This window comes from Sinorhizobium psoraleae, assembly GCF_013283645.1.
GTDB classification, from domain to species: Bacteria; Pseudomonadota; Alphaproteobacteria; order Rhizobiales; family Rhizobiaceae; genus Sinorhizobium; species Sinorhizobium psoraleae.
This window is the reverse complement of the sequence record NZ_JABEKV010000002.1, coordinates 1,452,603-1,476,992: the sequence shown is the minus strand read 5'-3', so window position 1 is coordinate 1,476,992 and position 24,390 is coordinate 1,452,603. Positions and strand designations below refer to the sequence as shown.

The window sequence follows — 24,390 nt, the reverse complement described above, 5'->3', positions numbered from 1 at the left end:
ACGCTCTAACACTTGATTCTAGAGCATCTTATCCGCTTCGATGATTCCACCTGAAAACGGGATGCTCTAGTCGAAGCGTCCGCCGATCAGCCGGCTCCAGTGCTCACCCGCCAGCCCATTCATGAAGCCTTGCGCATTGCGGAAGGCTTCGACAAGTTCTCCGTCGCGGGAATGGATGACGGTCGAGGCGGCATGGACGAAACCGATGCGACGGCCAAGCATCGCTTCCAGCAGGGCTGGCTGGGTTCGGCCACGCAAAGCTGCGGCGCCACGTGCGGCGGCATGTTCGATAAGGCAGTCGATGACGGTCCCGGCTTGCCCCGGCGCGGCAAGGACCTGGAGCACCCGGGCGATGCCGCCGGCGCGCGCATGGTAGAAAAACGCACCCACCGGCGTTCCGCCGCGAGCGGTAACGGCGGCGAAGACGGGTTCGCCATAATCCGGCTTGTCGACGGCATCCGCCAATACACGATCGAGCTGACCCGCAGCCCAGTCGGGCCGGAGCGCGAACTGCGCCGTCAGCCGCTCGAAGAGGCCGGCGAAGGCCTGCCGATCGATGTCGGCGGCCTGCAATGTTCCGCGGACAGGCGGGCTTTCCGGCAATCCGGACCAGCGCAAGTCATCGCGGTCCATCCTGCTGCGATAAATTTGGTCGATCGAGCGTGCCAGCGGGCTCAGCAGGCGGGCGGGACGGATGCGACTTGCGACGAGATCGAGCGCGAAAGCCGAGGGCCGCACGACCCGCACCCAATCGAGGCTGTATTGCGGTAGCGCGATGCCGCGAAGTTTTGTCCACATTTGCGCGGAAATCTCGCTTGCGGTTTCGCTGAAGGAAAGATCCTGCGGGCCGGCGAGAAAAGCCTTGAGAAGTCTCGCGCCGGCCAGCGGGTCGCCCTCTCGCCCTTCGACCATCAGCGAACCGCAGATCGCGGCGCGCAATCGCCTGCCATTGAAGGTCATCGGCAGGGCGTTCACGCCGACGAAGCCGGAAATGCGTCCTTCGCCGTTGACGTATACGAGCGGCGAGATCTCCGGGTCGCATCCGGGCGATTCCAGGTAGAGCTGGCGAAGATAGTCGATGAAGGCAGGCGACGCGGTTTCGCCGTTGCGAAATACCCTCTGGAACAGCCCGGCGACGGCCGGAATGTCGGCCGTCTCCAGAGGACGGATATCGCTCATCTGCCGCGTCCTTCGCCTGCGGACCCGTTGGCGGGGCTTTCGAGTTTCTGCACAAGTGCGACGCGCGGCTTGCCTGTCGCGTCCATGGCAAATGTGACGGCGCCATAAGCCTTGGTTCGGGCGAGGAGCGCGGTCGCCTGCCGCTCCTGTCCCTCTCCGAACTCGAACAGCAGCCAGCCACCGGGCTTCAGGAAGGCGATGGCCTCGCGCACCAGCCGCTGATGGATGGATATGCCGTAGGGCCCCCCGTCGAAGGCTTCCCGCGGTTCGGTTGCGAGGAGATGGGCGCTGTCGCTTTCGAGACGCGATGTCGAGATGTAAGGAGGGTTACAGACGATCAGGTCGACCGCGCCTTCCAGGCCGTCGCCTTCGAGCGCCGCGAAAAGATCGCCTTGCCGAATGGTCACGCGTTCCTGAAGCGCCAGACGCTCGACGTTTCGGCGGGCAAGCGCCACGGTGCTGTCCGTCAGGTCCGCGCCCCATACCCATGCGGAGGGAATGTCCGCCGCGATACCCAAGGCAAGATTGCCCGAGCCGCAGCACATGTCGATGACTGTGGCTTCTGCGCCGAGATTGCGAAGGACAGCCGCGGCGCGGCGTCCGAGGAGCTCGGTTTCTTCTCTGGGCACCAGGACGTCCGGTCCCAGTTCGAGCTCGACGTCCATAAACCGAACGAGCCGAGCCGAAGGGCCGCCTGCATGATTGCCGCGCAAATGATCATGGGCCTGCTGCACGAACGCTCCTTCGTTTGCTGCTGCATGTTTCCTTAAATCGGAGCCGGTTTAAGGACAAAAACATGCAGAAATTCAAAGTGCTACAGCGTCCTTTGCGCGTCTTAGGACGCGCGGCGCTGTAGATGGAAAATCAGATCGCCGCGACACTATCGCATCCAGGTAAACGGAAGCTGAAATGCAATTGAAGCGAGTATGTTAACCGCGCAATCATTTCTGCTTGGTAGTGTTCGCGGCGGTCGATGCCGGTGACCGCGCGGACCACGCGTCCGCCCGAATGCCGCGCACAACGTCAGGTAGTCGTCAAAGGCAGATCGTAATGGCTTCGGAATGCGCAACGGAACCGGGCAGGTACAAGCCATTTCTGCCGATGCTGCTGTCCTATATTGCGTCGGGCGGCAGTCTCGTCATCGGATCCGCTGCGCAGCTTCTGACCTTCGCCATTCTCGCCCGCTGGCTCGGCGTGCATGAATTCAGCGTCTTCGTGGCGATTACCGCGGTCGCCAACATTGCTGTTCATTTGTGCGGGCTCGGTGCCATGGAGTGCCTCGTGCGCCGGGTCGCGCGCGACCGCACCATGTATCCGCAAATGCTTGGCCATAACATCATCCTGACGGCGGCAAGCGGTGCGGCGCTGGTTCTGATCGGAGCCGTGGTCCTGCCGTTCTTCCTTACGCTTTCCGCCGATCCGCTGATGAATTTCGCGGCGATCACGCTGATGCTCGTGACCAACGTGGTGCTGGTTCGCATCATCGTCCTGGTGGAGCAGATCTTTCTTGCCCATTCGGATTTCGCTTCGGCGAACATGGTCGTGGTTGGGTTCGCGGTTGCACGGACGGCCGCGGCCGCGCTCGCCTGTGTTGCCTTCGGTGTCGCCACGGTCGCGTCATGGGCTGTTTGGCAGTTCATATGCCACGTTCTGGTGGCTTTGGCCTGCATGTGGGCCATCAGAGGCTTGGGTAAGCCGCGCTATTGCATCGTTCGTGAGGAAATGCCGCAAGGCCTTTATTTCAGCATTCCGTTTATCCTGCGCGCGGTACGCCAGAACGCCGACCTGCTCGTGTTGAGTCTCGTGGCGACGGCCGAGATCGTTTCGAGCTACAGCGTTGCACGCCGGATGCTGGAGAGCAGCTATCTTTCCGTCGAGGCGCTCCATCGCCTCATCTACCCCGGTTCGGCCAGAATTTCCGCGGCTGGGCTGCACCATGCGCTGGAGCGGGTGCGAAAGGTGCTCCTCGCCGCCACCGGCATAAGCATCGCGGCGGCGGTGGTGGTTTTCGTGCTGGCGCCAATCCTGCCCTATCTGTTCGGCAAGGATTACATTTCTCTCGTCGCTTTCGTCAGGACTCTTTGCTGGGTCGTCGTGCCGATGGCGATTTGGTCGGTTGCGGTGGAAGCACTCGGCGCCTCGGGGTACCACGCTGGCCGCGCAACAGTCATGGGACTTGGCAGTGTGGCAGGGGCCGCACTGGCCGCCTGGGCGAGCTGGTATGCACCGCCTCTCGGCACATTCGTTTCGTTCTATGTGATCGAGATTGCGATGGTTGTCTCCGCATGGAGCCTGTTCCTGCATTTCGTGCGCCGCGACAGGGAGCAGGCCGGTCGGCCGGAACTTCCGGCAAGGATGGTGCATGAAGGCTGAAGCACGGGACGTCCAGACCTTCACGACCGCTGAAACCGACCTGTGCCGCCCGGCCGGCATCAGGGCCATGGAGCGCGGCGATATCCCCACGATCGGCAAAATGTTCAACAAGATCTTCCGCGAGAGCGACTGCGAGACGGGGGAAGATCTCGGGCGCTACCTGGAGACCGTCTTCTTCGGCAGTCCCCATTACACTCCGGAGTGCGGGAGTGTCGTGCACGAGAATGGTGCGGGCGACATCGACAGTGCGATCCTTTCCGTTCCGATCGGCTTCGTGGTTCACGGCCGTCCCACTGTGGCCCGGCTCCTCTGCGCCTTCATGGCGGACGGCAGAGCCGGAGCAGTCGGCGCGGCGCGGCTTGCCCGCATGATGCGCGCCGCGCGCCAGGAGATGTGCTTTTCGGACAACTCCTCTCCGGTGAGTGCCGATCACTGGGTTGCTGGCGGAGGCGTCGTTCTGCCCATCCAGAGTCTCGAATGGCGACGCTCGTTTCGGCCGTTCGTCGCGGGCGCTGTCCTTGCGAGCCGGCGAGTTCCGCTATTGCGGTCGCGCGCCGTCACTGGTGCTCTCGCATTGGCCGATCGCGCGCTGCGCTGGCGAAAGCCGTCGACGAAACCGGCTTCGGTGCCGGGATATGAGACGCGGGCGGCAAGTCTCGAGGAGTTTCGCCAATGCGCAGGACCGATGCTGGAGCGTTTCCCGGTCCGCCCCAGCTGGTCGAGATCGGAGTTTGATTGGCTCGCCGGCGTCGCCTCCTTGAACAGAAGTCTCGGGACGCTGCAATGCAGGAAAGTGATTTGTGAAGGCGGACGGACCGTTGGTGCATTCCTCTTCTTCGGCAACGAGAACGGCATTGCCAATGTGCTGAACGTGTTATGCGAGGAGGGCCGCGAATTCGACGTCACCGCCGAATTGTTTGCCTCACTCGATCGCGAAGGTTACGCCGCTGCCGTCGGCATGGCACAGCCCTTCCTGATGAACGCCATATCGCGCCAGCGGTGGCTATCCTTCCGCCATAGGGGCTATTTCTGCATGGTCACGCGTCACGCCGATCTCAAGGAGGCGGTATTGCGCAATGACATCTATATCGGCGGCCTTGCGTCGGAGAGCTGGAGCAGGCTGCTAACGGATTTCTGAAGCAATCCAGGAAAGGTGCGCAGCGGCTTTCCGTCCGGAACTGCGTGGTTTCAAGCTCGAGGAGCCGTGGAAGGTTACCGACCACAAGTAGCACTTAACGGAATATTCACCGTGCGGGCCTAATTCTTAACAATCGATGCGGGGTACGCAGGACGCTCTTTGGTGGCTCCAAGGGCACGCGTGGGGAAAAACGGATGTATCGGCGGAGCGAGCCCGAAGAACAAGGATTACGCCTTGAGACACGCTATCGGCGGCTTCGCTCTGGCGGAGGCTCGCTGCTTGATCTCGTTCCAACACCGGAGGAAGAAGAGGCGACGGTTCTCGAAGAACGCAGGACTTCTTCCCGCGCAGCGGATCTTCCACCGTCGCCGCCGGTCTCGCAGCCGCGCCCGGCGACCGTTGGCGAATGGCTCCCCCGTCTTCAGCTGCTCGGCGAGATCGGCGTCGATGATGTCATCCTGTGGCTGCGTGACGGCGTGCGGTGGATCGTCATCGCCGTGGTCCTTTGCGTCGCTGCCGCTCTTGCCTATGCGCTGACGGCGTCGCCGCGATACACCGTCTATACCGATATCGTCGTCGACCCGTCCAACCTCAACGTCGTCAGCGACGACGTCTTCACGTCGAATCCGCAGCGCGACGCGCAGTTGCTGGAAGTCGAAAGCAAGCTCAGGGTTCTCACGTCGCGGAACGTTTTGGCGCGCGTCATCGACAAGCTGCAGCTGACGAAAGATGCTGAGTTCGTCAGACCGTCCCCGCTGGATTTTCTGAAGAACCTGTTCCTGTCGGATGCCGACCAAGACGCCGACAAGCACCTGGCAGTGATGCGCGCCCTTACGGAGCGGGTCGAGGCACGGCGGGAGGAGCGCTCCTTCGTTGTTGTCATGAAGGTTTGGAGCGAAGAACCGGAGAAGGCCGTCGTCCTCTCGGATGCGATCGTCGACGCCTTTGAAACCGAGCTTTTCCAATCGGCTGCGGAAAGCGCCGGCCGTGTCGCCCAGAACCTGAACGCCCGCCTCGACGAACTGCGCCGCAACGTGACGGCGGCCGAGAAGAAGGTTGAGGATTTCCGGCGCTCGAGTGGATTGCAGTCCAGCAACGGCGAGCTCGTCAGCAACCAGCTTTCCAGCGAGCTCAATACCCAGGTTTTGGCCGCCCAGCAGGGCTTCATCCAGGCGGAAACGCGCTATAAGCAGATGCGCTTGGCCATCGCCCAAAAGCAGACCGCGAGCGCCTCGGTTTTCGAATCCGCCAACATGACCAGCCTGCGGCAGCAGCACAATGCGCTCCAGCAGCAGGTCGGTTCAATGCGGCTCATCTATGGCGACAGGCACCCGCGCCTCGTTTCCGCGCGGTCCGAACAAACCACGCTCGAAGCCGCCATGAACGAGGAAGCCCGCCGCATACTGGAGCGCGCGAAGGCCGACTTCGACCGGGAGCAAGCGGCGCTCGACGCGTTGCGTAACAAGGCACGCGCCGAGAAGTCGAACGTCTTCACCGATAATGAGGCCCAGGTCGAACTGCGAGATCTCGAGCGCGACGCCCGCGCAAAGGCGGCGATTTACGAGACGCATCTGACCCGCGCGCAACAGGTCGCCGAGCGCCAGCAGATCGATGCGACCAATGTCCGTGTCATCTCGCGCGCTATGCCTCCGAACTCCCGAACCTGGCCGCCCCGGACGTTCATCCTCCTGATTGCCGGCGGGATCTTGGGGCTCTTTGTGGGTGTGGCCGCCGCGCTGACCCTTGGCGCATGGAAGTATGTTCGCGGCCCGCGGCCGGCGGCCGGATAAAGGGAGCCGCAGGCATGAGCAGTGCCAGCTACAGCGAGGCCCGGTCTACGGAGAGCCTGATGGCGCCCGCCGGAACCTTTCTGTTTATGGCGATGTTCCTGTTCCTGTGGATCTCCATCGACCCGTTTGTCGACCTCACGGGCGAGGCGATCCTGGACCCTTCGGCTGGCAATTCCAGTCGGCTGAACCAGATTATATCCCTGGCTCTCTTCGCCGGCACGCTTTGCTACGGCGTGCTTCATCCGATGCGGAATACGATCCTGCAGCCGCGCGTCCTTTTGGCTGTCCTGTTCACCTGGTTTCTTCTCGTCTCGGTCATTTCCGCCCATCCGACCCTCGGCATCAAGGGCGTCGTTCTCAGCGTGATGATGGCGGTAAACGCCGGCATCTATCTATTGATGCCGGCCTCGGAACGGCATTTCGCCAAGATGCTCGGGATTGGCACACTTATCATGCTGGCGGTTGCCTATTACGGCATCCTCTTTAAGCCGCTGCTTGCCATCCACCAGGCGTCAGAACTGCGCGAACCGATGAACGCCGGATTGTGGCGGGGTCACTTTCCGCACAAGAACAGCGCCGCCGCCGCGATGGTGATTGGTGCGTTCTTCGGTTTCTTCGTCATGAACACCTGGTCGCGCATCGCCGGCATCGCGATCATTGCACTGTGCTGCGTCTTTCTCGTCCACACCGGTGGAAAGACCTCGACAGCGATGCTTCCCGCGATATTGATCCTCGCGTGGCTTTTCGAGCATGCACCTTTCCTGCGCATTCCGATTGCCGTCGGCGGTGTCGGGCTCTTCAATCTCTTCGCCGTCGGCTCGGCTGTCTTCATCCCGCTCGGTGAGTTCATTAGCGGGCTTGGGATCGATGCGACATTCACGAACCGAGCCGATATATGGCGTTTCGCCTTCTCGGCGCTGGCGGAGCATCCGTTGCTTGGCTATGGCTTCAGGGCCTTCTGGCAGACGGAAGAATTGGTCTACAGCGGCGGTTCGGTGGAGACGTGGGCCGTCGCCGCGGCCAATGGGCACAATTCCTACCTGGACGTCGCATTGATGACCGGATTTCCAGGGCTGATCCTGACCTTGATCTGGGTCATTCTGCTACCGCTTCGCGACATCTCGCGGATCGCTCCGGATCGCGAGCACTCACATCTCACGCGGCTGTTCATTCGCATCTGGCTTTACACGATCTTCCATGCCGGCCTCGAGACGTTGTTCTTCGAAGGCGGAAACCTGATCTGGTTCACGTTCATGTTCGCGCTCTACGGTCTGCATCTGCAATCCTCGGCCGTGTTGACGGTCGATCGGCAACCGGTGAAAAGGAGCACGGTGGCGCATGCCTGAGATCGCACGCAAGATCGACGGGCTGGTCGATCGCTTGGCAAACCGAGTGATCTGGCGCTTCGCCCGGCAACGGCGCAGCCTGGCAACCGAGACACCGCTCGTCTCCTTCACCTTCGACGACGTCCCCGACAGTGCGCTCGATCATGGTGCGGCCATTCTCGAACGGCACGGCGCGCGCGGCACTTTCTACATCGCCGGCGGGCTTGCCGGTCAGGTGGAGCCGGACCGAACGTTGATTTCGCCGGCCGGCTGCGGAGAGCTACTGGGTCGAGGGCACGAAATCGGCTGCCATACCTTTTCGCATCGGAGGATACGCGACATGTCCATGGCCGCTCTCGGTCGGGACCTCGATCGCAACGCGGACTATCTCCAAAATGTCGGCGTCACGCCGGCAGCGGCAAACTTCGCCTTTCCGTACAACGCCGCCTGGCCTTTGGCGCGTACGGAGCTTCGCAGGCGCTATCGCACGTGCCGCGGCGGCGGCGAGGCCATCAATCGTGGACCGGTCGATCCGTTGATGCTCAAGGCGGTCGAGATCCGTCAGCCCGAGCAGCATGCGCGCGCGCTGACCCGGTGGATAGACGACGTTGTCGAACGCCCCGGCTGGCTCGTCTTTTTTACCCATGACATAGCGCCATCTCCGACACCCTACGGCTGCAGCCCCGAAGCCTTCGATCATCTGGTCCGCTACGCGGTCGACAAGGGATGCCAAGTGCTTCCGGTCGATCGGGTGCTGAACCGGATCAACTGGTGAGGCACGCATGAAGGCGTTCGAAAGCACCGGAAAGAGGCTGCTGGCGATCAACAATTACTTCTACCGTCGCGGTGGCGCGGAGACGGTCTTTTTCGACCACATGGCAATGTTCGGAGAGATAGGCTGGGATGTCGTGCCGTTCGCGATGCAGCACGACAGCAACGAAGCGTCGCCGTGGTCGGAATATTTCGTATCCGAGATCGAATACGGCCGGAAAACGGGCTTGCTGCGGAAAGTCTCCCAGGCGGCGAGCGTCATCTATTCCGTCGAGGCTCAACGCAATATCGCCCGGCTGATCGAGCGCGTGCGTCCGTCTGTCGCCCACGCACACAATGTCTATCACCACCTGTCGCCGGCAATCTTCTCGACGCTCAAATCCGCGTGCATTCCGGTGGTGATGACCGTTCACGATCTCAAGCTCGCCTGTCCGTCCTACAAGATGCTCCGTGACGGAAAAGTATGCGAGGATTGCCGCGGCGGGCGAATCTACAACGTCCTGCGCCACCGTTGCGTAAAGGATTCCGCGTCGCTTAGCGCCGTCGTCCTCGCCGAAACCATGCTGCATCGGCTGCTCGGGCTCTATCGCGAAAAGGTGGACCGGCTCGTCGTGCCGAGCCGGTTTTACCTGGAAAAGCTGGTCGAATGGAACTGGCCGCGCGAAAAGATGATCCACATCCCGAACTTCGTCGATGTCGAGGACTATCGCAGCGATTGGCAGGAGGGTGGTTACTTTGTTTTTGCCGGCCGGCTCGCTCCGGAAAAGGGGCTTGCGACACTGATCCGGGCCGTCGCCCGTTCGAAACAACGGCTGATCGTCGCCGGTACCGGGCCCGAAGAAGCGGCTCTGAGGCGGCTTGCGGACGAACTGAATGCGGATGTGACCTTCGCCGGCTATCTTTCAGGGCAGGATCTGCATCGGCTCATCGGCGAGTCCCTCGCGCTCGTGCTCCCCTCCGAATGGTACGAGAACGCTCCGGTCAGCATTCTCGAGACCTACGCGCTGCAGCGTCCGGTCATCGGCGCGGCCATCGGCGGTATTCCGGAGATGGTGAAGGAAGGCGAAACCGGCCTGATGGCGACGTCCGGCGAGGTCGAAGACCTCGCGAGAGTCTTGAACGCCATGGCCGGTCTGACACCTGCCGTTCGCGCGCAAATGGGTGCCGCGGGCCGGGCCTGGATCGCCAGCGAGTTCTCCGCGGCCGCCTATCGCGCCAGGACGCTCGACCTTTACGCAACAGTCGGGGCTGCCTGAAAACCTGGAACAGCTTCCGCGATATCAGAAAGCGGCTGGCTCCGTCTGGGAATCCGTCCTCTGCGTCGCGCAGGCGTTTGATTTTCGAGCATTTCCTTCGGAGTTTACCGAATTTCTTACCGGGATAGTAAGCGCTTGGGATGCATAAGCCGCCGAGGGAAATCCCTGGGGCCGACAACCATGAGCAGAAACTCCGAAGTCTCGCGAAATCGGCTGACGCCGCCGAGCATCCTGCCGCGCCCGCAGGCCGTGGCCGCTGACCAATTTTCGCCGAGCTCGGTGGATGAATTGAGCGTGTCCGGTGGTGGTCTGCGCGGCGCCGCTGTCCCTGAAGAAATCGCCACCAGCCGGCCTCCGAGCAGCGAACGTACGCGCCGGCGCGTGATGATGCTCGGCTTGCGCGGCATCCCGAACGTCCAGGGCGGCGTCGAGAAGCATGTCGAAATGCTCGCGGGCAAGCTCGTGGAGCATGGTTGGGATGCGGAGGTCATCGGACGCCGCCATTATCTTCAGAGGCCGTCGTCGTTTTCCTGGAACGGGATTCGGGTGTTTGCGCTCTGGGCCCCGCGACGGATGGCGTTGGAAGCCTTCGTTCATACATTCGTCGGTGTCTGTTTCGCGGCTTTGCGCCGGCCCGATATCCTGCATATTCACGCCATTGGACCGGCGCTCCTTGTGCCCCTTGCCAGGCTTCTCGGCTTGAAGGTGGTCGTCACCCACCACGGCTACGACTACGATCGGCAGAAATGGGGTGCCTTCGCCAGACTCATGCTGCGACTGGGGGAGTTCATGGGAATGCGCCTCTCTCACGGCCGCATCGCGATCTCGAAGGAAATCGTTCAAGCCATGGGCGAGAGGCAGAAGGCAGCGGTAACCTTCGTTCCAAACGGAGTTGCTGTTTCACCCTTCCGCGGCGCCACCGGCATACTCGAGGAGTTCGGACTGCAGCCGCGGCGATATATTCTCCTTGCTGCGCGGCTTGTCCCGGAGAAGCGCCAGACGGACCTGATCCAGGCATTCGCGAAGCTGGGCAAGGCCGAATACAAACTCGTGCTCGCCGGCGACGCGGAATTCGAGACACCCTACGTTCAGCAGGTGAAGACGATGGCCGCGAACGTCACGGGCGTCGTCTTGGCAGGTTTCCAGACCGGGGACCGGCTGGCGGAACTCTTCGCCAACGCAGCCCTCTTCGTGCTGCCTTCCAGTCATGAGGGCATGCCGATCGCACTCCTGGAGGCAATCGCCCATGGCCTGCCGGTGCTGGCAAGCGACATCGTCGCCAACCGCGAGCTGGAACGTCCTTCCGACGACTATTTTCCGCTGGGGGATATAGACGCCCTCGCAGCGGCGATCGGCAGCAAGATTGCCAATCCTCCTAGCGAGGAGCAGGTGCTTTCCCAGATAAGGCACGCCGAGCTGACCTATAGCTGGACGGGCGTCGCTGCAAAGACGCTGGCGGTCTATGGGGCACTGTTGGTGAAATGAGCCCGGTCCTCTTTCGGACACGGGTGTCGCCGTAACGCTTTGAATGAATGCATATTACTTCTCGGGTCGGCTCCGGTTTGAGGAAAAGCCGGTCACGACGATTTGGACCAAGTCATGAATTTCAAACGCATCGCATCGCTACTCGCATGGCTCCTGTTCGCCGTGATCGCCTATTCGACGCTGTCTCCGATCGGCATGCGCCCGCATATCGGCACATGGGTGCATGTCGAAAGGTTCGGCGCCTTCGGGCTGCTCGGCCTTCTGTTCGCCGGCGCCTATCCGGGACGTTTGCCGCTTGTCGTTGCAATCGTGCTCGCGACGGCGGTTGGATTCGAATTGCTGCAAATGCTGTCCATGGACCGCCATGCGCGCTGGGAAGATTTTGCGGTCAAGCTTGCCGGTGGCGGGTGTGGCGTTGCGGCCGGATGGTTCATGGCGCGGCGCTGGCCGCGCTTCGCGCACCGGCCGCCGCGAATAAACCAAAACTCAAATTATCCGGGCTAGAAACGGTTGCTGTCACGCTCTTGCGTGGTCGCGACACCCTGCCGGCATCTGGGGGCTCCTTTGACAATATCCGTCATCATCAAGACCTTGAATGAAGAAAAGCGGATTGCCGCGACGATCGAAAGCGTCATCACCGCACTGGAGGGCCAGCAGGGCGAGATCATTGTTGCCGATAGCGGATCGTCCGATCGGACCGTGGAGATCGCTTTAAAATATCCGGTCACCATAGCGCAGATCATACCGCCGGCTCTCCCGAGCTGCGGCATCGGCCCGCAACTCGGTTTTCAATATTCCCGATACGACTACATCTGCCTGCTTGACGGCGACATGCTGCTCGATCCCGGTTTTCTCGACGCGGCGATCGGCTTTCTTGCGGACAACCCCTCCGTTGCCGGTGTCACCGGCCACCTGGAGGAGATGCTCGTTTCCAACCTGGAATTCGCACGGCGCGTCAAACGCAACGCGCCCGAGAACCGCATCGGCCCGATCGACCGCATGAATGGAGGCGGCCTTTACCGACGCACCGCCATCGAGAACGTCGGCTATCTTTCGGACCGGAATCTTCACGGCTACGAAGAGTTCGACCTCGGTGTCCGCCTGAGAAGCGCCGGATGGGGCCTCCATCGTCTCGACCGTCGTTTCGTCCAGCATTTCGGTCACACCGTCAATTCCTACCGGCTGCTTGTCCGCCGCTGGAAGAGCAAATACCTCTACGGCATCGGCGAATTGCTGCGCGCTTCCCTCGGCAAGCCTTATTTCATCCAGGTACTGCGGGAATTGCCGGAATTGAAGCTGTGGGCCTTCGTCTATCTCTGGTGGACGTTGTCTCTCGGCCTGATCCTGTTCCTGACCGACAAGAGCATGGCGATTGCCTCAGTCTCAGCCATGCTTGCGGCCGTTGTCCTTCTGGTCAGCCTGAAAAAGCGCGGCCTTGGCATGGGCCTCTATACGGTCGTTGCCTGGTTCTTTCACGCCGCTGCGTTGCCCGTTGGATTGTTCAGGTCGCGGAAGAAGCCGAATGCGCCGATCGAGAGCAGAATCCTCGGCAAACCCGCATGAGCGGCCGCTTACTGCTTTTCGCAGCAGCGATATTTTTCGGCTGTCTGCCCGTCCACGCCTCCGACCAATGGCTGCCGGTCCGGGAAACCTCGCTCGAGGTTCGCGCGGGCAGCCCGCTCGACTTCTCGTCCTTCTTGCCGAACCGGCCCATCGATGCAGGCCATCGGCTGACTACCGGTCCGAAAGGTCAGTTGGCGTTCGCCGAAGCACCGGAAAAGCCGGTCAGGATGCTCTGCGCCTCGCTCGCCTGGAGCCCGGCTTCCGGCGGCTTTCCGGATCACGACGGCGCGGACCGCTACGTCCGGCAACTGGCGCTGCATGGTTACAACATCGCGCGGCTGCACTTCACCGATGCGAGCCTGATGTTCGGCCGCCAGGAGGATTTCGACTTCGATCCGGAGACGCTCGACCGCATCCACTATCTGCTCGCCGCGCTCAAGCGCAACGGCATCCACTGGATCATCGACGGCCTGTCGTCGCCGCGCGGCGCTTACGGCGGCTATGATGATCGCTGGGACGCGAATGGAAATCTGAAGCTCCTGCTTCATCTCGATGAGGAAGCCTTCGTCCATTGGAAAAAGCTACAGGAGAAATTCCTGGCCCGGGTCAATCCCTATACGGGGATTGCGCCGATTCACGATGATGCTCTGGCGCTGGTGATCCTCGCCAATGAGAACGGCATCGAGTTCGACGGTGTCGTGCATGATCGCCCGGGCAAGCCGCCCTATGATCCGGTGCTCGCTGCCCCCTTCAATCGCTGGCTTGCGGAGCGCTACACGTCGACTGAGATGCTCGCGAAAGCCTGGGGCGGTCTCGAGGACGGCGAACGGCTTGAGGCGGGATCGGTGAAATTGCCTTCCGATCGCTATGCCGATAGTCCCCGCATGCGCGATCTCCAGGCCTTCATCGTGGACGTCGAGCGATCATCGGCGGCGCGGATGAGCAAAGCCCTGCGGGACCTCGGATATAGGGGGCTGATCAGCGCCTACAACAACTGGCCGACGGTGCAGACAGCCTTGAGCAGGCGCGACCTCGAGGCCGTGACGATGAATACCTATCACGACTGGGTCGGTGGCTATTCGCCGGGCAGCGCGCTTCTGCAGACAAGCTCGATCGCCGACAGTGCCAGCTATATGCGAATGATCGCCGCCGCGCGCTGGCTCGGAAAGCCCTTCGTCGTCAGCGAATACGATCATCTTTTCTGGAACCGGTATCGTTACGAGGCGGGCCTCATGATGCCGGCCTATGCGGCGCTGCAGGGCTGGGATGTGCTCTGCAGGCACGGCCATGGGCCGATCGCGCTCGCCTACGGCGAACCCTATCCTCACAAGAAGGCGATGCTTCCCTATGCGATTGCGCTCGATCCGGTCGCCCGCGCGGGCGAGACGCTTGCAGCGCTTCTTTATAGACGGGGAGATATCGCGACCTCTGGCATCACGATTCCTTTCGCGGTTCGCGGCGAGGAAGACCTAGGCGAGGACATGCAGGCGCGCGAGCCGGAGCGATTGACCGATCTGGCTCTGGTCGGCCGCATAGGGCTGAAACGCTCGGATCCGTCGCGCCTCGACACCGGCGTTGCACAGCCACGGGCCCAAGTCAGCGCGGACAACATCATCGCTGACCTCCGCGACATCGGCATCCTGCCCGCCGCCAATGGCACGGACGTCGAGCGCGGGCTCTATCAGAGCGACACCGGAGAAATCGTGCTGGATCGCACGGTCGGGCAGCTGCGCGTCTCGACGCCGTCGACCGAAGCCGCTGCATTCTCCTCGCTTCGCGAGCCGGTGGACCTCGGTCTGCTCCGGATAGAGCGGGCGGACGGCAACGGTCTCGTGGCGCTCTCGGCGCTCGACGGGCCCGGCACCCTTGCCGACGCCCGGCGTTTTCTGCTGATCTTTGCGACCGATGCCCAGAACACCGGCATGGTCTTTCGCGACAGCGAGGAAAAGGTCATCGAGGACTTCGGCAGATTGCCCGTCCTGATCCGAAAAGGGGAGGTCGACCTGACGCTGTCGAAAACGGCGGCAAAATGGAAGTTCTCGCCCGTTGGCCTCGACGGCACCGTTCATTCTCCGGTTAAAAGCGGAACGGGGCCGATCTCATTCCGCCTTTCGAACGACACTCCCGACGGGCCGACAACCTATTTTCTCCTGGAACTTGAAGGCTGATCCGCGGACGGCCATCAAAGCGAAATCCCAATGCGCATTTTCTGCCTTGCACCTCTAGTGGCTAGAGGTCGTAGCCTGTTCTCGATTTCGTAAGGAGCAAGGCATGACGGGCAGCGTTCGGGAAAGCAGATATCGCGTCGAAGGCATGGATTGTGCGTCCTGCGCGGCAAAGATCGATACTGCCGTGCGGCGCATCGCCGGCGTGGAAGACGTCAGGGTTTCGGTGACCGCGGGCACCATGACGGTTCGTCACGCGGACGGATACGAAATCGGCCCGGTGATCACGCGCAGGATTGGCGGTCTCGGCTACAGGCTTTCGCCGCTCGCCGGCACGGCCGCCGGCGAGGCGCCCGGTGCCGGCGGTCATTCCTGTTGCGACCACGCGCATGGGCACGATCGCTCCCCGTCGGAGGACAAGCAAGTCCATATCCATTTCGGCCAGGCGCGCCCCGCGGTCACCGGAAACCATGGCCATGATCATGGATCCGCCGCCGGTCCCTGGTGGAGAACCGTCAAGGGCCGGCTCGTGATCGCTTGCGGCCTCTCGCTCTCTGTCGCTTATGGCGCGGGCCAATTTCTTCCCGCAGCCGAGCCCTGGATCTTCACGCTCGCCATGCTTGTAGGCCTGGCGCCGATCGCAAGACGCGCGCTGATGGCGGGGCTTGCCGGCACGCCTTTTTCCATCGAGACGCTGATGACCGTCGCTGCCATCGGAGCCGTTTTCATCGGCGCCACGGAGGAGGCAGCGATGGTCGTTTTCCTCTTCCTGATCGGCGAACTTCTGGAGGGCGTCGCCGCGAGCAAGGCGCGCGCGAGCATTCAGTCGCTGACGGCGCTCGTGCCGAAATCGGCGCTCGTCGAGATTGAAGGGCGGACAATCTCAGTTCCGGCCGGGAGCCTGTCGGTCGGAGCAATGATCCTGGTGCGCCCGGGAGACAGAATTGCCGCTGACGGCGTGATGATCTCCGGCGAAAGCATGGTCGACGAGGCGCCGGTAACGGGTGAAAGCACGCCGGTTCGCAAGGAGGCAGGCGACAGGGTCTTTGCCGGAACGGTCAATGGCGACGGGGCGCTGCGTGTGCGGGTCATCGCCGCTTCTGCCGACAACACCATTGCGCGGGTCATCCGGTTGGTCGAGGAGGCGCAGGAAAGCAAGGCGCCGACGGAGCGCTTCATCGACCGTTTCTCCCGCTATTACACACCGGCAATCGTCATCGTCGCCGCGTTGGTGGCGGTGATGCCGCCGCTCCTCTGGGATGCCGCCTGGGGAGAGTGGATTTACAAGGGGCTTGCGATCCTGCTGATCGGCTGCCCCTGCGCGCTGGTGATCTCTACACCGGCTGCTATCGCTGCGAGCCTTTCGGCGGGTGCGCGCCGCGGTCTGCTGATGAAGGGCGGCGCCGTTCTCGAAGGCATCGGCCGGATCACCGCTGCCGCCTTCGACAAGACCGGCACGCTCACTGAAGGGAAACCGAAGATCACCGATCTCGTCGGCTTTGGGCTGGCGGAGGCGGAGATTCTCCGCCACGCGGCGGCGCTCGAGCAGGGCTCCAGCCATCCGCTGGCGCTGGCTATCCGGACGCGCGCCGATGCGGACGGGCTAGTGCTGCCACCGGTGGCAAGCGCCAAGGCAATTGGCGGCAAGGGGATCGAGGGTTCGGTCGACGGCGTAGGGCTTTTCCTCGGCTCGCCGCAGGCAGCGGATCAACGTGCACCGCTGACCACGGCACAGAAGGAGCGCATCGCCGCCCTTCACGACCAAGGAAAGACCGTTTCCGTACTGGTTGTCGATGGTCGGATCGCCGGCGCCCTGGCGATGCGCGACGAGCCGCGCGCCGATGCGGCGACGGGATTGAAGGCGCTGAGCGATGCCGGCATCCGCGTCGTAATGCTGACGGGCGACAATCATCGCACGGCCGAGGCGATCGCTCGTCCGTTCGGCATGGAGGTCCACGCCGGACTGCTGCCGGAGGACAAGCAGCGCATCATTCGTCGGTTGAAAGCCGAGGGTCTTCATGTGGCCAAGATCGGTGACGGTATCAATGACGCTCCGGCGCTGGCGGCAGCCGATGTCGGCATTGCCATGGGCGGTGGAACGGATGTTGCCCTCGAAACCGCCGACGCTGCCTCATTGCATGCGCGTGTTTCCGACATCGCCGCCATGGTCAGGCTTTCACAGGCGACGATGCGCAATATCTATCAGAATATCGGCATGGCGCTTGGCCTGAAGACCGTCTTCCTTGCAACAACCATCGCCGGCGTTACGGGTCTCTGGCCGGCGATCCTGGCGGATACGGGCGCCACCGTCCTGGTCACGATGAACGCTTTGCGGCTTTTGCGACCGTCCGGTTCCGCCTGAAGAAATCGAGCCTGCTGACGTTTGGCGCCGGAAAATCGCCCGATCTGGCTGTGTATATTCCCGCTGGACTCTCACCAGCGATCCGGGGAGAGTATAAGGAGATCGCGATTGAGGGCTTTCGCGCCCGAAAATCGATGATAAACCTATACCAAATGGTAAAAAAATTGCCGGCACGGTTTGTAGAGAAAACCGAAGCGGGCAAGATTGGGGATCGCAGGGCCAATATGGATAATATTGCCATCGAATTGCGTGGGATCGACAAGAGTTTCGGCCCCGTCCACGCCAATAAGAATATCAACCTCAAGGTTCGCAAGGGCACCATCCACGGCATCATCGGTGAGAACGGCGCCGGCAAATCGACCTTGATGTCGATCCTCTACGGCTTCTATCAGGCCGATAGTGGTGAGATCATCGTCGACGGGCGGCCGGTTACGATCCGCGACCCGAATGCGGCAATCGCCGCCGGCATCGGCATGGTGCACCAACATTTCATGCTGGTCGAGAACTTCACCGTGCTCGAAAACGTCATGCTCGGCGCCGAAGACAGCCAGATCCTCAACAAGGGCATCGCGAAGGCACGCGTCGAGCTCAGGCGGCTCGAGAAGGAATATGCGCTTGAGGTCAATCCCGATGCGCTGATCGAGGAACTGCCGGTCGGTCTCCAGCAGCGCGTTGAAATCCTGAAGGCGCTCTATCGCAAGGCCGACATCCTGATCCTCGACGAGCCGACCGGCGTGCTGACGCCGGCCGAAGCCGATCATCTCTTCCGCATTCTCGAACAGCTGAAGGATCAGGGGAAAACCATCATCCTCATCACGCACAAGCTTCGCGAGATCATGGCGATCACGGACGAGGTTTCCGTGATGCGTCGCGGCGAAATGGTCGCAACCCGCACGACGAGCGAGACGTCGGTGGAAGAACTCGCGGAACTCATGGTGGGTCGCCGCGTGCTGCTGCGCGTCCAGAAGGGGGAGGGCACGCCCGGCGATGTGAAGCTCTCGGTTCAGGGCCTGATGGTCAAGGACAGCCGCGGCGTGACCATGGTTGACAACGTCTCTTTCGACGTCCGGGCGGGCGAGATCGTCGGCATCGCCGGCGTCGCCGGCAATGGCCAGTCGGAACTGCTCGAGGCGATCGCCGGAATCCGCAAGGCAGCGACGGGAACGGTGCTTCTGAACGGCGAGTCCGTCGATGTAACGGGCCATAGGGATCCCGCAGCACTCCGGGCTCGAGGGCTGGCGCATGTGCCGGAGGATCGCCATCATGTCGGGCTCGTGCTGAAATTCGAAGAGAGCGAAAACGCGATCCTCGGCTACCATCATGACCCGCGCTATCTCAACGGCATCTTCCTGAACATCGACGCGATCCGGAAGGATGCTGAGGAAAAGATCGCCAAATACGACATCCGTCCACCGAACGCGCGGCTGAAGACGGCCAATTTTTCCGGCGGCAATCAACAGAAGATCGTGCTTGCGCGGGAAATGGAGCGCGGGCCGGACGTGCTGATCATCGGCCAGCCCACCCGCGGCGTCGACGTCGGCGCCATCGAATTCATTCACAAGCGCATCATCGAGATGCGCGACCAGGGCAAGGCCGTCCTGCTCGTCTCCGTCGAACTCGACGAGATCCGCGCGCTTTCCGACCGTATCCTCGTGATGTTTGCCGGACGTGTCGTCGGTGAACGCAGCCCCGATGCGACCGAAGGCGAACTCGGTCTCTTGATGGCCGGCGTCGAAGGCCGCAAGGAGGCCGCAGAATGAGCACCCCTTACGCAAAGCTCCCGGGCTGGGCCGAATACGGTCTGGTCCCGCTGATCAATCTTGCCGTCGCCTTCGTCGTCGCCGGACTGGTCGTTCTGCTCGTCGGTGAAAATCCGTTCGAGGCCGCCTATCACCTGATCAATGGCGCCTTCGGTCGCGGCGAATATATCGGCTTCACGCTTTACTATGCGACGACCTTCATCTTTACAGGCCTTGCCGTCGCCGTTGCGTTCCACTGCGGGCTCTTCAATATCGGCGGGGAAGGACAGGCCTATGTCGGCGGCATCGGCGTAGCGCTTGCCTGCCTCTGGCTCGACCAGACCATGCCCTGGTACGTGGTCTTCCCGCTCGCGATCATCGGATCGGCTTTCTTCGGCGCGCTCTGGGCGTTCCTGCCCGGATGGCTGCAGGCGAAGCGCGGAAGCCACATCGTCATCACCACCATCATGTTCAACTTCATCGCCTCGAGCCTGATGGTCTATTTGCTGACGCGGGTTTTGAAACCGCTCGGATCGATGGCGCCGCAAACGCGCACCTTCGCCGAAGGCGGCCAACTGCCGAAACTCGACTGGCTGCTGTCCATCTTCGGATTGAACATCGGCACGGCGCCGTTCAACATTTCCTTCCTGCTGGCGCTGGCTGCGGCCTTTGCCGTCTGGGTGCTGATCTGGCGTACGAAGCTCGGCTACGAGATGCGGACCATGGGCCACAGCCCGTCGGCCGCCCGCTATGCCGGCATTCGCGAAAGCCGGATCACCGTCATCGCCATGATGATCTCGGGTGGACTTGCCGGCATGATGGCGCTGAACCCGATCATGGGTGAGCAGTTCCGCATGCAGCTCGATTTCGTCCAGGGCGCAGGCTTTGTCGGCATCGCCGTCGCGCTGATGGGGCGTTCGCATCCGGGCGGGATCATCCCGGCCGCGATCCTTTTCGGCGTGCTCTATCAGGGCGGGGCGGAAATCGCCTTCGAGATGCCGTCGATCTCGCGCGACATGATCGTCATCATCCAGGGCCTCGTCATCCTGTTTGCCGGCGCGCTCGAAAACATGTTCCGGCCTGCGATCACGCGCGCCTTTGCCATGCAGGGCCGGCGCGCGGCGGCCGTGGCGCAGACCAAGGGAGCTTGATGCCATGGATTTCTTCCACGTCCTCGTCGTGCTTCTGGAATCGACGATCCGCGTTTCCGTTCCGCTGGTCTTTGCTGCGCTCGCCGGGCTCTTCACCGAGCGGGCCGGCGTCTTCGATATCGGCCTCGAAGGCAAGATGCTGGGTGCCGCTTTCGCCGCCGGCGCCGTCGCCGCCGTGACCCAGTCGGTCTGGGTCGGCCTCATCGCCGCGATCCTCGTTTCGATACTGCTGTCGCTCGTCCACGGCTATGCCTCGATCACCCAGCGCGGCAACCAGATCGTCTCGGGTGTTGCGATCAACTTTATCGTCGCCGGCTCCACCGTCATCCTTGGCGAAGCCTGGTTCCGTCAGGGCGGCCGCACACCGGCACTGGCCGAAGGCGCAAGGTTCCAGATCGTCAATTTCCCCGGCGCCGACGCGATCCGCGAGGTGCCGATCCTCGGGCCGATCTATGCGGACCTGCTTTCCGGACACTTCCTGCTCACTTACCTTGCCTTCGCCATGGTGCCGATAAGCTGGTGGATCCTCTATCGCACCCGCTTCGGCCTGAGGCTGCGCGCCGTCGGCGAGAACCCGGGCGCCGTCGACACCGCCGGTATCTCGGTGATCTGGCTGCGCTATCGCGCGGTCATCTGCTGCGGCATTCTCTGCGGCTTTGCCGGCGCTTATCTTTCGCTGGCGATGACGGCGGGCTTCGTCAAAGGCATGACGGCGGGCAAGGGTTATATTGCGCTTGCCGCCCTCATCTTCGCCAAATGGCGGCCGAAGAATGTCATGCTTGCCTGCCTGCTCTTCGGCTTCCTAGATGCCCTCGCCATACGCTTGCAGGGCACGCCGCTGCCGCTCGTCGGCCAGGTTCCGGTGCAACTGATGCAGGCTCTGCCATATATTCTGACGGTCATCCTGCTTGCCGGCTTCATCGGCAAGGCCATTCCGCCCAAGGCGGGTGGCGTACCATACGTGAAGGAGCGCTAACCAAGATGGAGAACGATCTGTTCGTCGCCGCGCGTGACGCCATGGCCAAGGCGCATGCGCCCTATTCCAAGTTCCCGGTGGGCGCCGCCATTCGCGCGGAGGACGGCAAGATCTATACCGGCGCGAATATCGAAAACCTGTCGTTCCCGGAAGGCTGGTGCGCCGAGACGACAGCGATCAGCCACATGGTCATGGCCGGTCAGCGCAAGATCATGGAAGTTGCGGTTATCGCCGAGAAGCTTGCGCTCTGCCCGCCTTGCGGCGGCTGTCGCCAGCGGCTGGCGGAGTTCTCCGGCGCAAGCACGCGCATCTATCTCTGCGACGAGACGGGCGTGAAGAAAACCCTGGCGCTTTCCGATCTTCTTCCGCACAGCTTCGAGACAGAGATCCTCGGATGAGTGACGCCGCGGAATTCCTGAAGACCAAACTTGGCGGGCTTTCCCCGCGCTACGGAATTGTGCTCGGCTCCGGGCTGGGTGCCCTGGTCGAGGCAGTGACGGAACCGATCCGCGTGCCCTATGCGGAGATCCCGGGTTTTCCCTTGAGCAGCGTTTCCGGCCATGCCGGCGAACTTGTGGCGGGCAAGCTTGGCGGCGTGCCCGTCGCGATGCTCTCCGGCCGCATGCATTATTACGAGCGCGGCGACGCCAATGTGATGCGCGTGCCGATCGAGATACTGAAGCAGCTCGGCGTCGAAAGTCTCATCCTGACCAATTCGGCCGGATCGCTGCGGGAAGACATGCCGCCGGGTTCGGTAATGCGCATCGCCGATCATATCGGCTTTTCCGGCCCGAACCCGCTGATCGGCGTCGAAACTGACGATCGTTTCGTCGGCATGACGAATGCCTACGATGCGGCGCTTGCCGAACGGATGCAAAAGGCTGCGGCCCGGCTCGGCATTCCGCTGCAGAGCGGCGTCTACATGTGGTTCTCGGGTCCGAGCTTCGAGACGCCGGCCGAGATCAGGATGGCGCGCATTCTCGGGGCAGATGCGGTCGGCATGTCCACGGTTCCCGAGGTCATCCTCGCGCGCTTTTTCGGATTGCGGGTTGCCGCTGCCTCCGTCATCACCAACTTCGGTGCGGGCATGACCGGCGCCGAGCTCAGCCATCACGAGACGAAGGATATGGCGCCTGTCGGCGGCAAGCGGCTGGCGGCAATCCTGAAAGAGATGATCGCGAGCGAAGCCTGAATGGCGGTCTGACCATGCTCCCACAGGAAGTGATCCGACAGAAGAGGGACGGCGGCCAACTCGATGCAGCCGAGATCGTCGGCTTCGTCAAAGGCATTGCCGACGGTTCCATCTCGGAAGGCCAGGTCGCCGCCTTCGCGATGGCCGTTTGGTTTTCCGGCATGAGCCGCGACGAATGCGTGGCATTGACGCTGGCGATGCGCGATTCCGGCGACACGCTCAGCTGGAGTGCCATGGAGCGCCCGATCGTCGACAAGCATTCGACGGGCGGCGTCGGCGACAATGTTTCGCTGATGCTGGCGCCGATCGTTGCCGCCTGCGGTGCCGCGGTGCCGATGATTTCCGGGAGAGGCCTCGGTCATACCGGCGGCACGCTGGACAAGCTCGAAGCCATTCCGGGTTACGACATCCAGCCTGCCCCGGCGCTTTTTCGCAAAGTGGTCGATGAGGTCGGTTGCGCGATTATCGGCCAGACGACGAACCTTGCACCGGCCGATAAACGCCTCTACGCCATTCGCGACGTGACGGCGACCGTCGATTCGGTGCCGCTGATCACCGCCTCCATCCTCTCGAAGAAGCTTGCAGCCGGGCTCCAATCGCTCGTGCTCGACGTGAAGTTCGGCAACGGTTCGTTCCTGACCGACCCGGACGAGACGGAGATCCTTGCGCGCTCGCTCGTGGAGGTTGCCAACGGAGCCGGCGTCCGCACGTCGGCGCTGATCACCGACATGAACGAGCCGCTCGCGGATGCCGCCGGTAACGCGCTCGAAATCGACAACTGCCTTGCCTATCTGCGTGGCGAGAAGAAAGGCACGCGCCTTGACGCCGTGGTCATGGCCTTTGCGGCGGAAATGCTTGTCGCCGGCGGACTGGCGGCCGATTCGAAGCAAGGGGAAGCGATGGCGCGCCAGGCCGTTGAAGGGGGTGCCGCGACAGAGCGTTTCGGCCGCATGGTCCATCGCCTCGGAGGGCCGGCCGATTTTGTCGACCGGCCGCGGGCCTATCTGCAAAAAGCGCCGGTCGTGGTGGCCGTGGAGGCGAGCCGGGATGGCTATCTTGCGGCTTGCGAGACGCGCGAACTGGGCATGGCGGTCATTGCACTCGGCGGTGGGCGGACCCGTCCCGACGACAGGATCGACCATAGCGTCGGTCTCTCCGGTTTGCGCCCGCTCGGAACGAAGATGAGCAAGGGCGAGCCGATCGCATTCGTTCATGCCACGGATCGGGACACGGCCGAAGACATCAGGAAAAAGGTGGCTGCGCTCTATACGATCGAGGACCAGAGGTCGGATCCGCGTCCGGTCATCGTCGCCCGCATCACCTGACGAGATACAGGGCGCCGTTCTCGGCACGGTAGGACGATAGCCGGCTCAAGAAACTCATGCCGACGAGCATGCCGGAAAGTGCCTTGTCGGGCAGGACCATGGCGTCGACACCCTTGAGCGCGATGCCTCCGATCTCGACGCGATCGAGACGGACATAGGCCGCCTCGACAATGCCGTTGGCGGTCTGCGCTCGCGCATTGAACGCGAGACTGCCGACGGAAATGCCGAAGCGACGCGCGGCTGACACGTTGATCGCGATCGTGCTCGCGCCTGTATCGACAAGACCCCTCTCCGAGCGCCCATTGATGCGAAACGTGCCGAAGAAATGACCGGCGGCATCCGCTTCGAGAACGATGCTTTTGCCGCTCGCATATTTAGCGGCGGTAACGGGCGCGGCACGCGGAACGCCCTGCGTCGTTGTCTCGTTCTGCCGTTCGAGGTAGCTGGAGGCGAGATCGGGAACGACGAGCGCGACGAGGGCGAGGCCGCCGGCGATGGCAAGCAGACGTGTGATCATTGCGCAGGCTCCCGCTATTCGTGCGGACCCGCGTTCTTGCGCACGCAAGGACCACACGCGATCTATCTGAACAGCCGATCGCT

Annotated in this window: 20 protein-coding genes; 17 read left to right on the top strand and 3 right to left on the bottom strand. The window is 62.5% G+C overall.

The genetic code is table 11. The annotated features are described in order from the left end of the window. Window positions 1-66 precede the first annotated feature (66 nt). Both ILFOPFJJ_RS15720 and ILFOPFJJ_RS15715 read right to left on the bottom strand, forming a co-directional pair. Window positions 67-1,179 (bottom strand): GNAT family protein, encoded by a 1,113-nt coding sequence (locus ILFOPFJJ_RS15720; RefSeq protein WP_173511436.1) that lies wholly within the window; start codon window positions 1,177-1,179, stop codon window positions 67-69. Then, window positions 1,176-1,844: a N5-glutamine methyltransferase family protein gene (locus ILFOPFJJ_RS15715; protein WP_246299663.1), complete on the bottom strand. Its 669-nt coding sequence runs from the start codon at window positions 1,842-1,844 to the stop codon at window positions 1,176-1,178. The genes ILFOPFJJ_RS15720 and ILFOPFJJ_RS15715 overlap by 4 nt, the downstream gene beginning before the upstream one ends. A 385-nt stretch (window positions 1,845-2,229) precedes the next feature. On the opposite strand from ILFOPFJJ_RS15715, the gene ILFOPFJJ_RS15710 reads away from it, so the two are divergent. From ILFOPFJJ_RS15710 to deoA, 17 genes are all read left to right on the top strand, one after another. Further along, the gene (locus tag ILFOPFJJ_RS15710; protein ID WP_173511434.1) at window positions 2,230-3,552 is read left to right on the top strand and encodes a lipopolysaccharide biosynthesis protein; all 1,323 of its coding nucleotides are present in this window, start codon (window positions 2,230-2,232) and stop codon (window positions 3,550-3,552) included. Between the two features lie 67 nt (window positions 3,553-3,619). Further along, the gene (locus tag ILFOPFJJ_RS15705; protein ID WP_246299662.1) at window positions 3,620-4,690 is read left to right on the top strand and encodes a GNAT family N-acetyltransferase; all 1,071 of its coding nucleotides are present in this window, start codon (window positions 3,620-3,622) and stop codon (window positions 4,688-4,690) included. Window positions 4,691-4,884: 194 nt separating this feature from the next. Further along, a complete protein-coding gene (locus ILFOPFJJ_RS15700; protein WP_173511432.1) occupies window positions 4,885-6,480 on the top strand; it encodes a GumC family protein in 1,596 nt (531 codons plus the stop codon). Between the two features lie 14 nt (window positions 6,481-6,494). Beyond that, a complete protein-coding gene (locus ILFOPFJJ_RS15695; protein WP_173511431.1) occupies window positions 6,495-7,826 on the top strand; it encodes an O-antigen ligase family protein in 1,332 nt (443 codons plus the stop codon). Continuing rightward, window positions 7,819-8,580 carry a polysaccharide deacetylase family protein gene (locus tag ILFOPFJJ_RS15690; protein ID WP_173511430.1) on the top strand — a complete coding sequence of 254 codons (762 nt, stop codon included), beginning with the start codon at window positions 7,819-7,821 and terminating at the stop codon, window positions 8,578-8,580. Before ILFOPFJJ_RS15695 ends, ILFOPFJJ_RS15690 begins: the two co-directional genes overlap by 8 nt. Before the next feature lie 7 nt (window positions 8,581-8,587). Then, complete coding sequence (locus tag ILFOPFJJ_RS15685; RefSeq protein ID WP_173511429.1) at window positions 8,588-9,832, top strand: glycosyltransferase family 4 protein; 1,245 nt, start codon at window positions 8,588-8,590, stop codon at window positions 9,830-9,832. Between the two features lie 384 nt (window positions 9,833-10,216). After that, window positions 10,217-11,317, top strand: a complete 1,101-nt coding sequence (locus ILFOPFJJ_RS15680; protein WP_246299661.1) for a glycosyltransferase family 4 protein — start codon at window positions 10,217-10,219, stop codon at window positions 11,315-11,317. Between the two features lie 114 nt (window positions 11,318-11,431). Beyond that, window positions 11,432-11,821 (top strand): VanZ family protein, encoded by a 390-nt coding sequence (locus tag ILFOPFJJ_RS15675; RefSeq protein WP_173511427.1) that lies wholly within the window; start codon window positions 11,432-11,434, stop codon window positions 11,819-11,821. A gap of 60 nt (window positions 11,822-11,881) precedes the next feature. Beyond that, window positions 11,882-12,880, top strand: coding sequence for a glycosyltransferase family 2 protein (locus ILFOPFJJ_RS15670; RefSeq protein WP_173511426.1), 999 nt, complete (start codon window positions 11,882-11,884; stop codon window positions 12,878-12,880). Next, the gene (locus ILFOPFJJ_RS15665; protein WP_173511425.1) at window positions 12,877-15,048 is read left to right on the top strand and encodes a glycoside hydrolase; all 2,172 of its coding nucleotides are present in this window, start codon (window positions 12,877-12,879) and stop codon (window positions 15,046-15,048) included. Before ILFOPFJJ_RS15670 ends, ILFOPFJJ_RS15665 begins: the two co-directional genes overlap by 4 nt. 103 nt (window positions 15,049-15,151) lie before the next feature. Beyond that, a complete protein-coding gene (locus ILFOPFJJ_RS15660; protein WP_173511424.1) occupies window positions 15,152-17,407 on the top strand; it encodes a heavy metal translocating P-type ATPase in 2,256 nt (751 codons plus the stop codon). A 224-nt stretch (window positions 17,408-17,631) separates the two neighbouring features. Next, window positions 17,632-19,167 carry an ABC transporter ATP-binding protein gene (locus ILFOPFJJ_RS15655; RefSeq protein WP_173511423.1) on the top strand — a complete coding sequence of 512 codons (1,536 nt, stop codon included), beginning with the start codon at window positions 17,632-17,634 and terminating at the stop codon, window positions 19,165-19,167. Beyond that, on the top strand, window positions 19,164-20,297 hold the full coding sequence (locus ILFOPFJJ_RS15650) for an ABC transporter permease (protein ID WP_173511422.1): 1,134 nt from the start codon (window positions 19,164-19,166) through the stop codon (window positions 20,295-20,297). Before ILFOPFJJ_RS15655 ends, ILFOPFJJ_RS15650 begins: the two co-directional genes overlap by 4 nt. A 4-nt stretch (window positions 20,298-20,301) precedes the next feature. Then, entirely contained in the window at window positions 20,302-21,273 is a 972-nt protein-coding gene (locus ILFOPFJJ_RS15645; protein ID WP_173511421.1) for an ABC transporter permease, read from the top strand. A 5-nt stretch (window positions 21,274-21,278) separates the two neighbouring features. Further along, window positions 21,279-21,671 carry a cytidine deaminase gene (locus ILFOPFJJ_RS15640; RefSeq protein ID WP_173511420.1) on the top strand — a complete coding sequence of 131 codons (393 nt, stop codon included), beginning with the start codon at window positions 21,279-21,281 and terminating at the stop codon, window positions 21,669-21,671. Continuing rightward, window positions 21,668-22,465, top strand: a complete 798-nt coding sequence (locus ILFOPFJJ_RS15635) for a purine-nucleoside phosphorylase (RefSeq protein WP_173511419.1) — start codon at window positions 21,668-21,670, stop codon at window positions 22,463-22,465. Before ILFOPFJJ_RS15640 ends, ILFOPFJJ_RS15635 begins: the two co-directional genes overlap by 4 nt. An 8-nt stretch (window positions 22,466-22,473) precedes the next feature. Further along, a complete protein-coding gene (gene deoA / locus ILFOPFJJ_RS15630; protein WP_173511539.1) occupies window positions 22,474-23,790 on the top strand; it encodes a thymidine phosphorylase in 1,317 nt (438 codons plus the stop codon). Here the strand turns inward: deoA and ILFOPFJJ_RS15625 are convergent. After that, window positions 23,783-24,307, bottom strand: a complete 525-nt coding sequence (locus ILFOPFJJ_RS15625) for a retropepsin-like aspartic protease family protein (RefSeq protein ID WP_173511418.1) — start codon at window positions 24,305-24,307, stop codon at window positions 23,783-23,785. The genes deoA and ILFOPFJJ_RS15625 overlap by 8 nt on opposite strands. Between the last annotated feature and the right edge of the window lie 83 nt (window positions 24,308-24,390).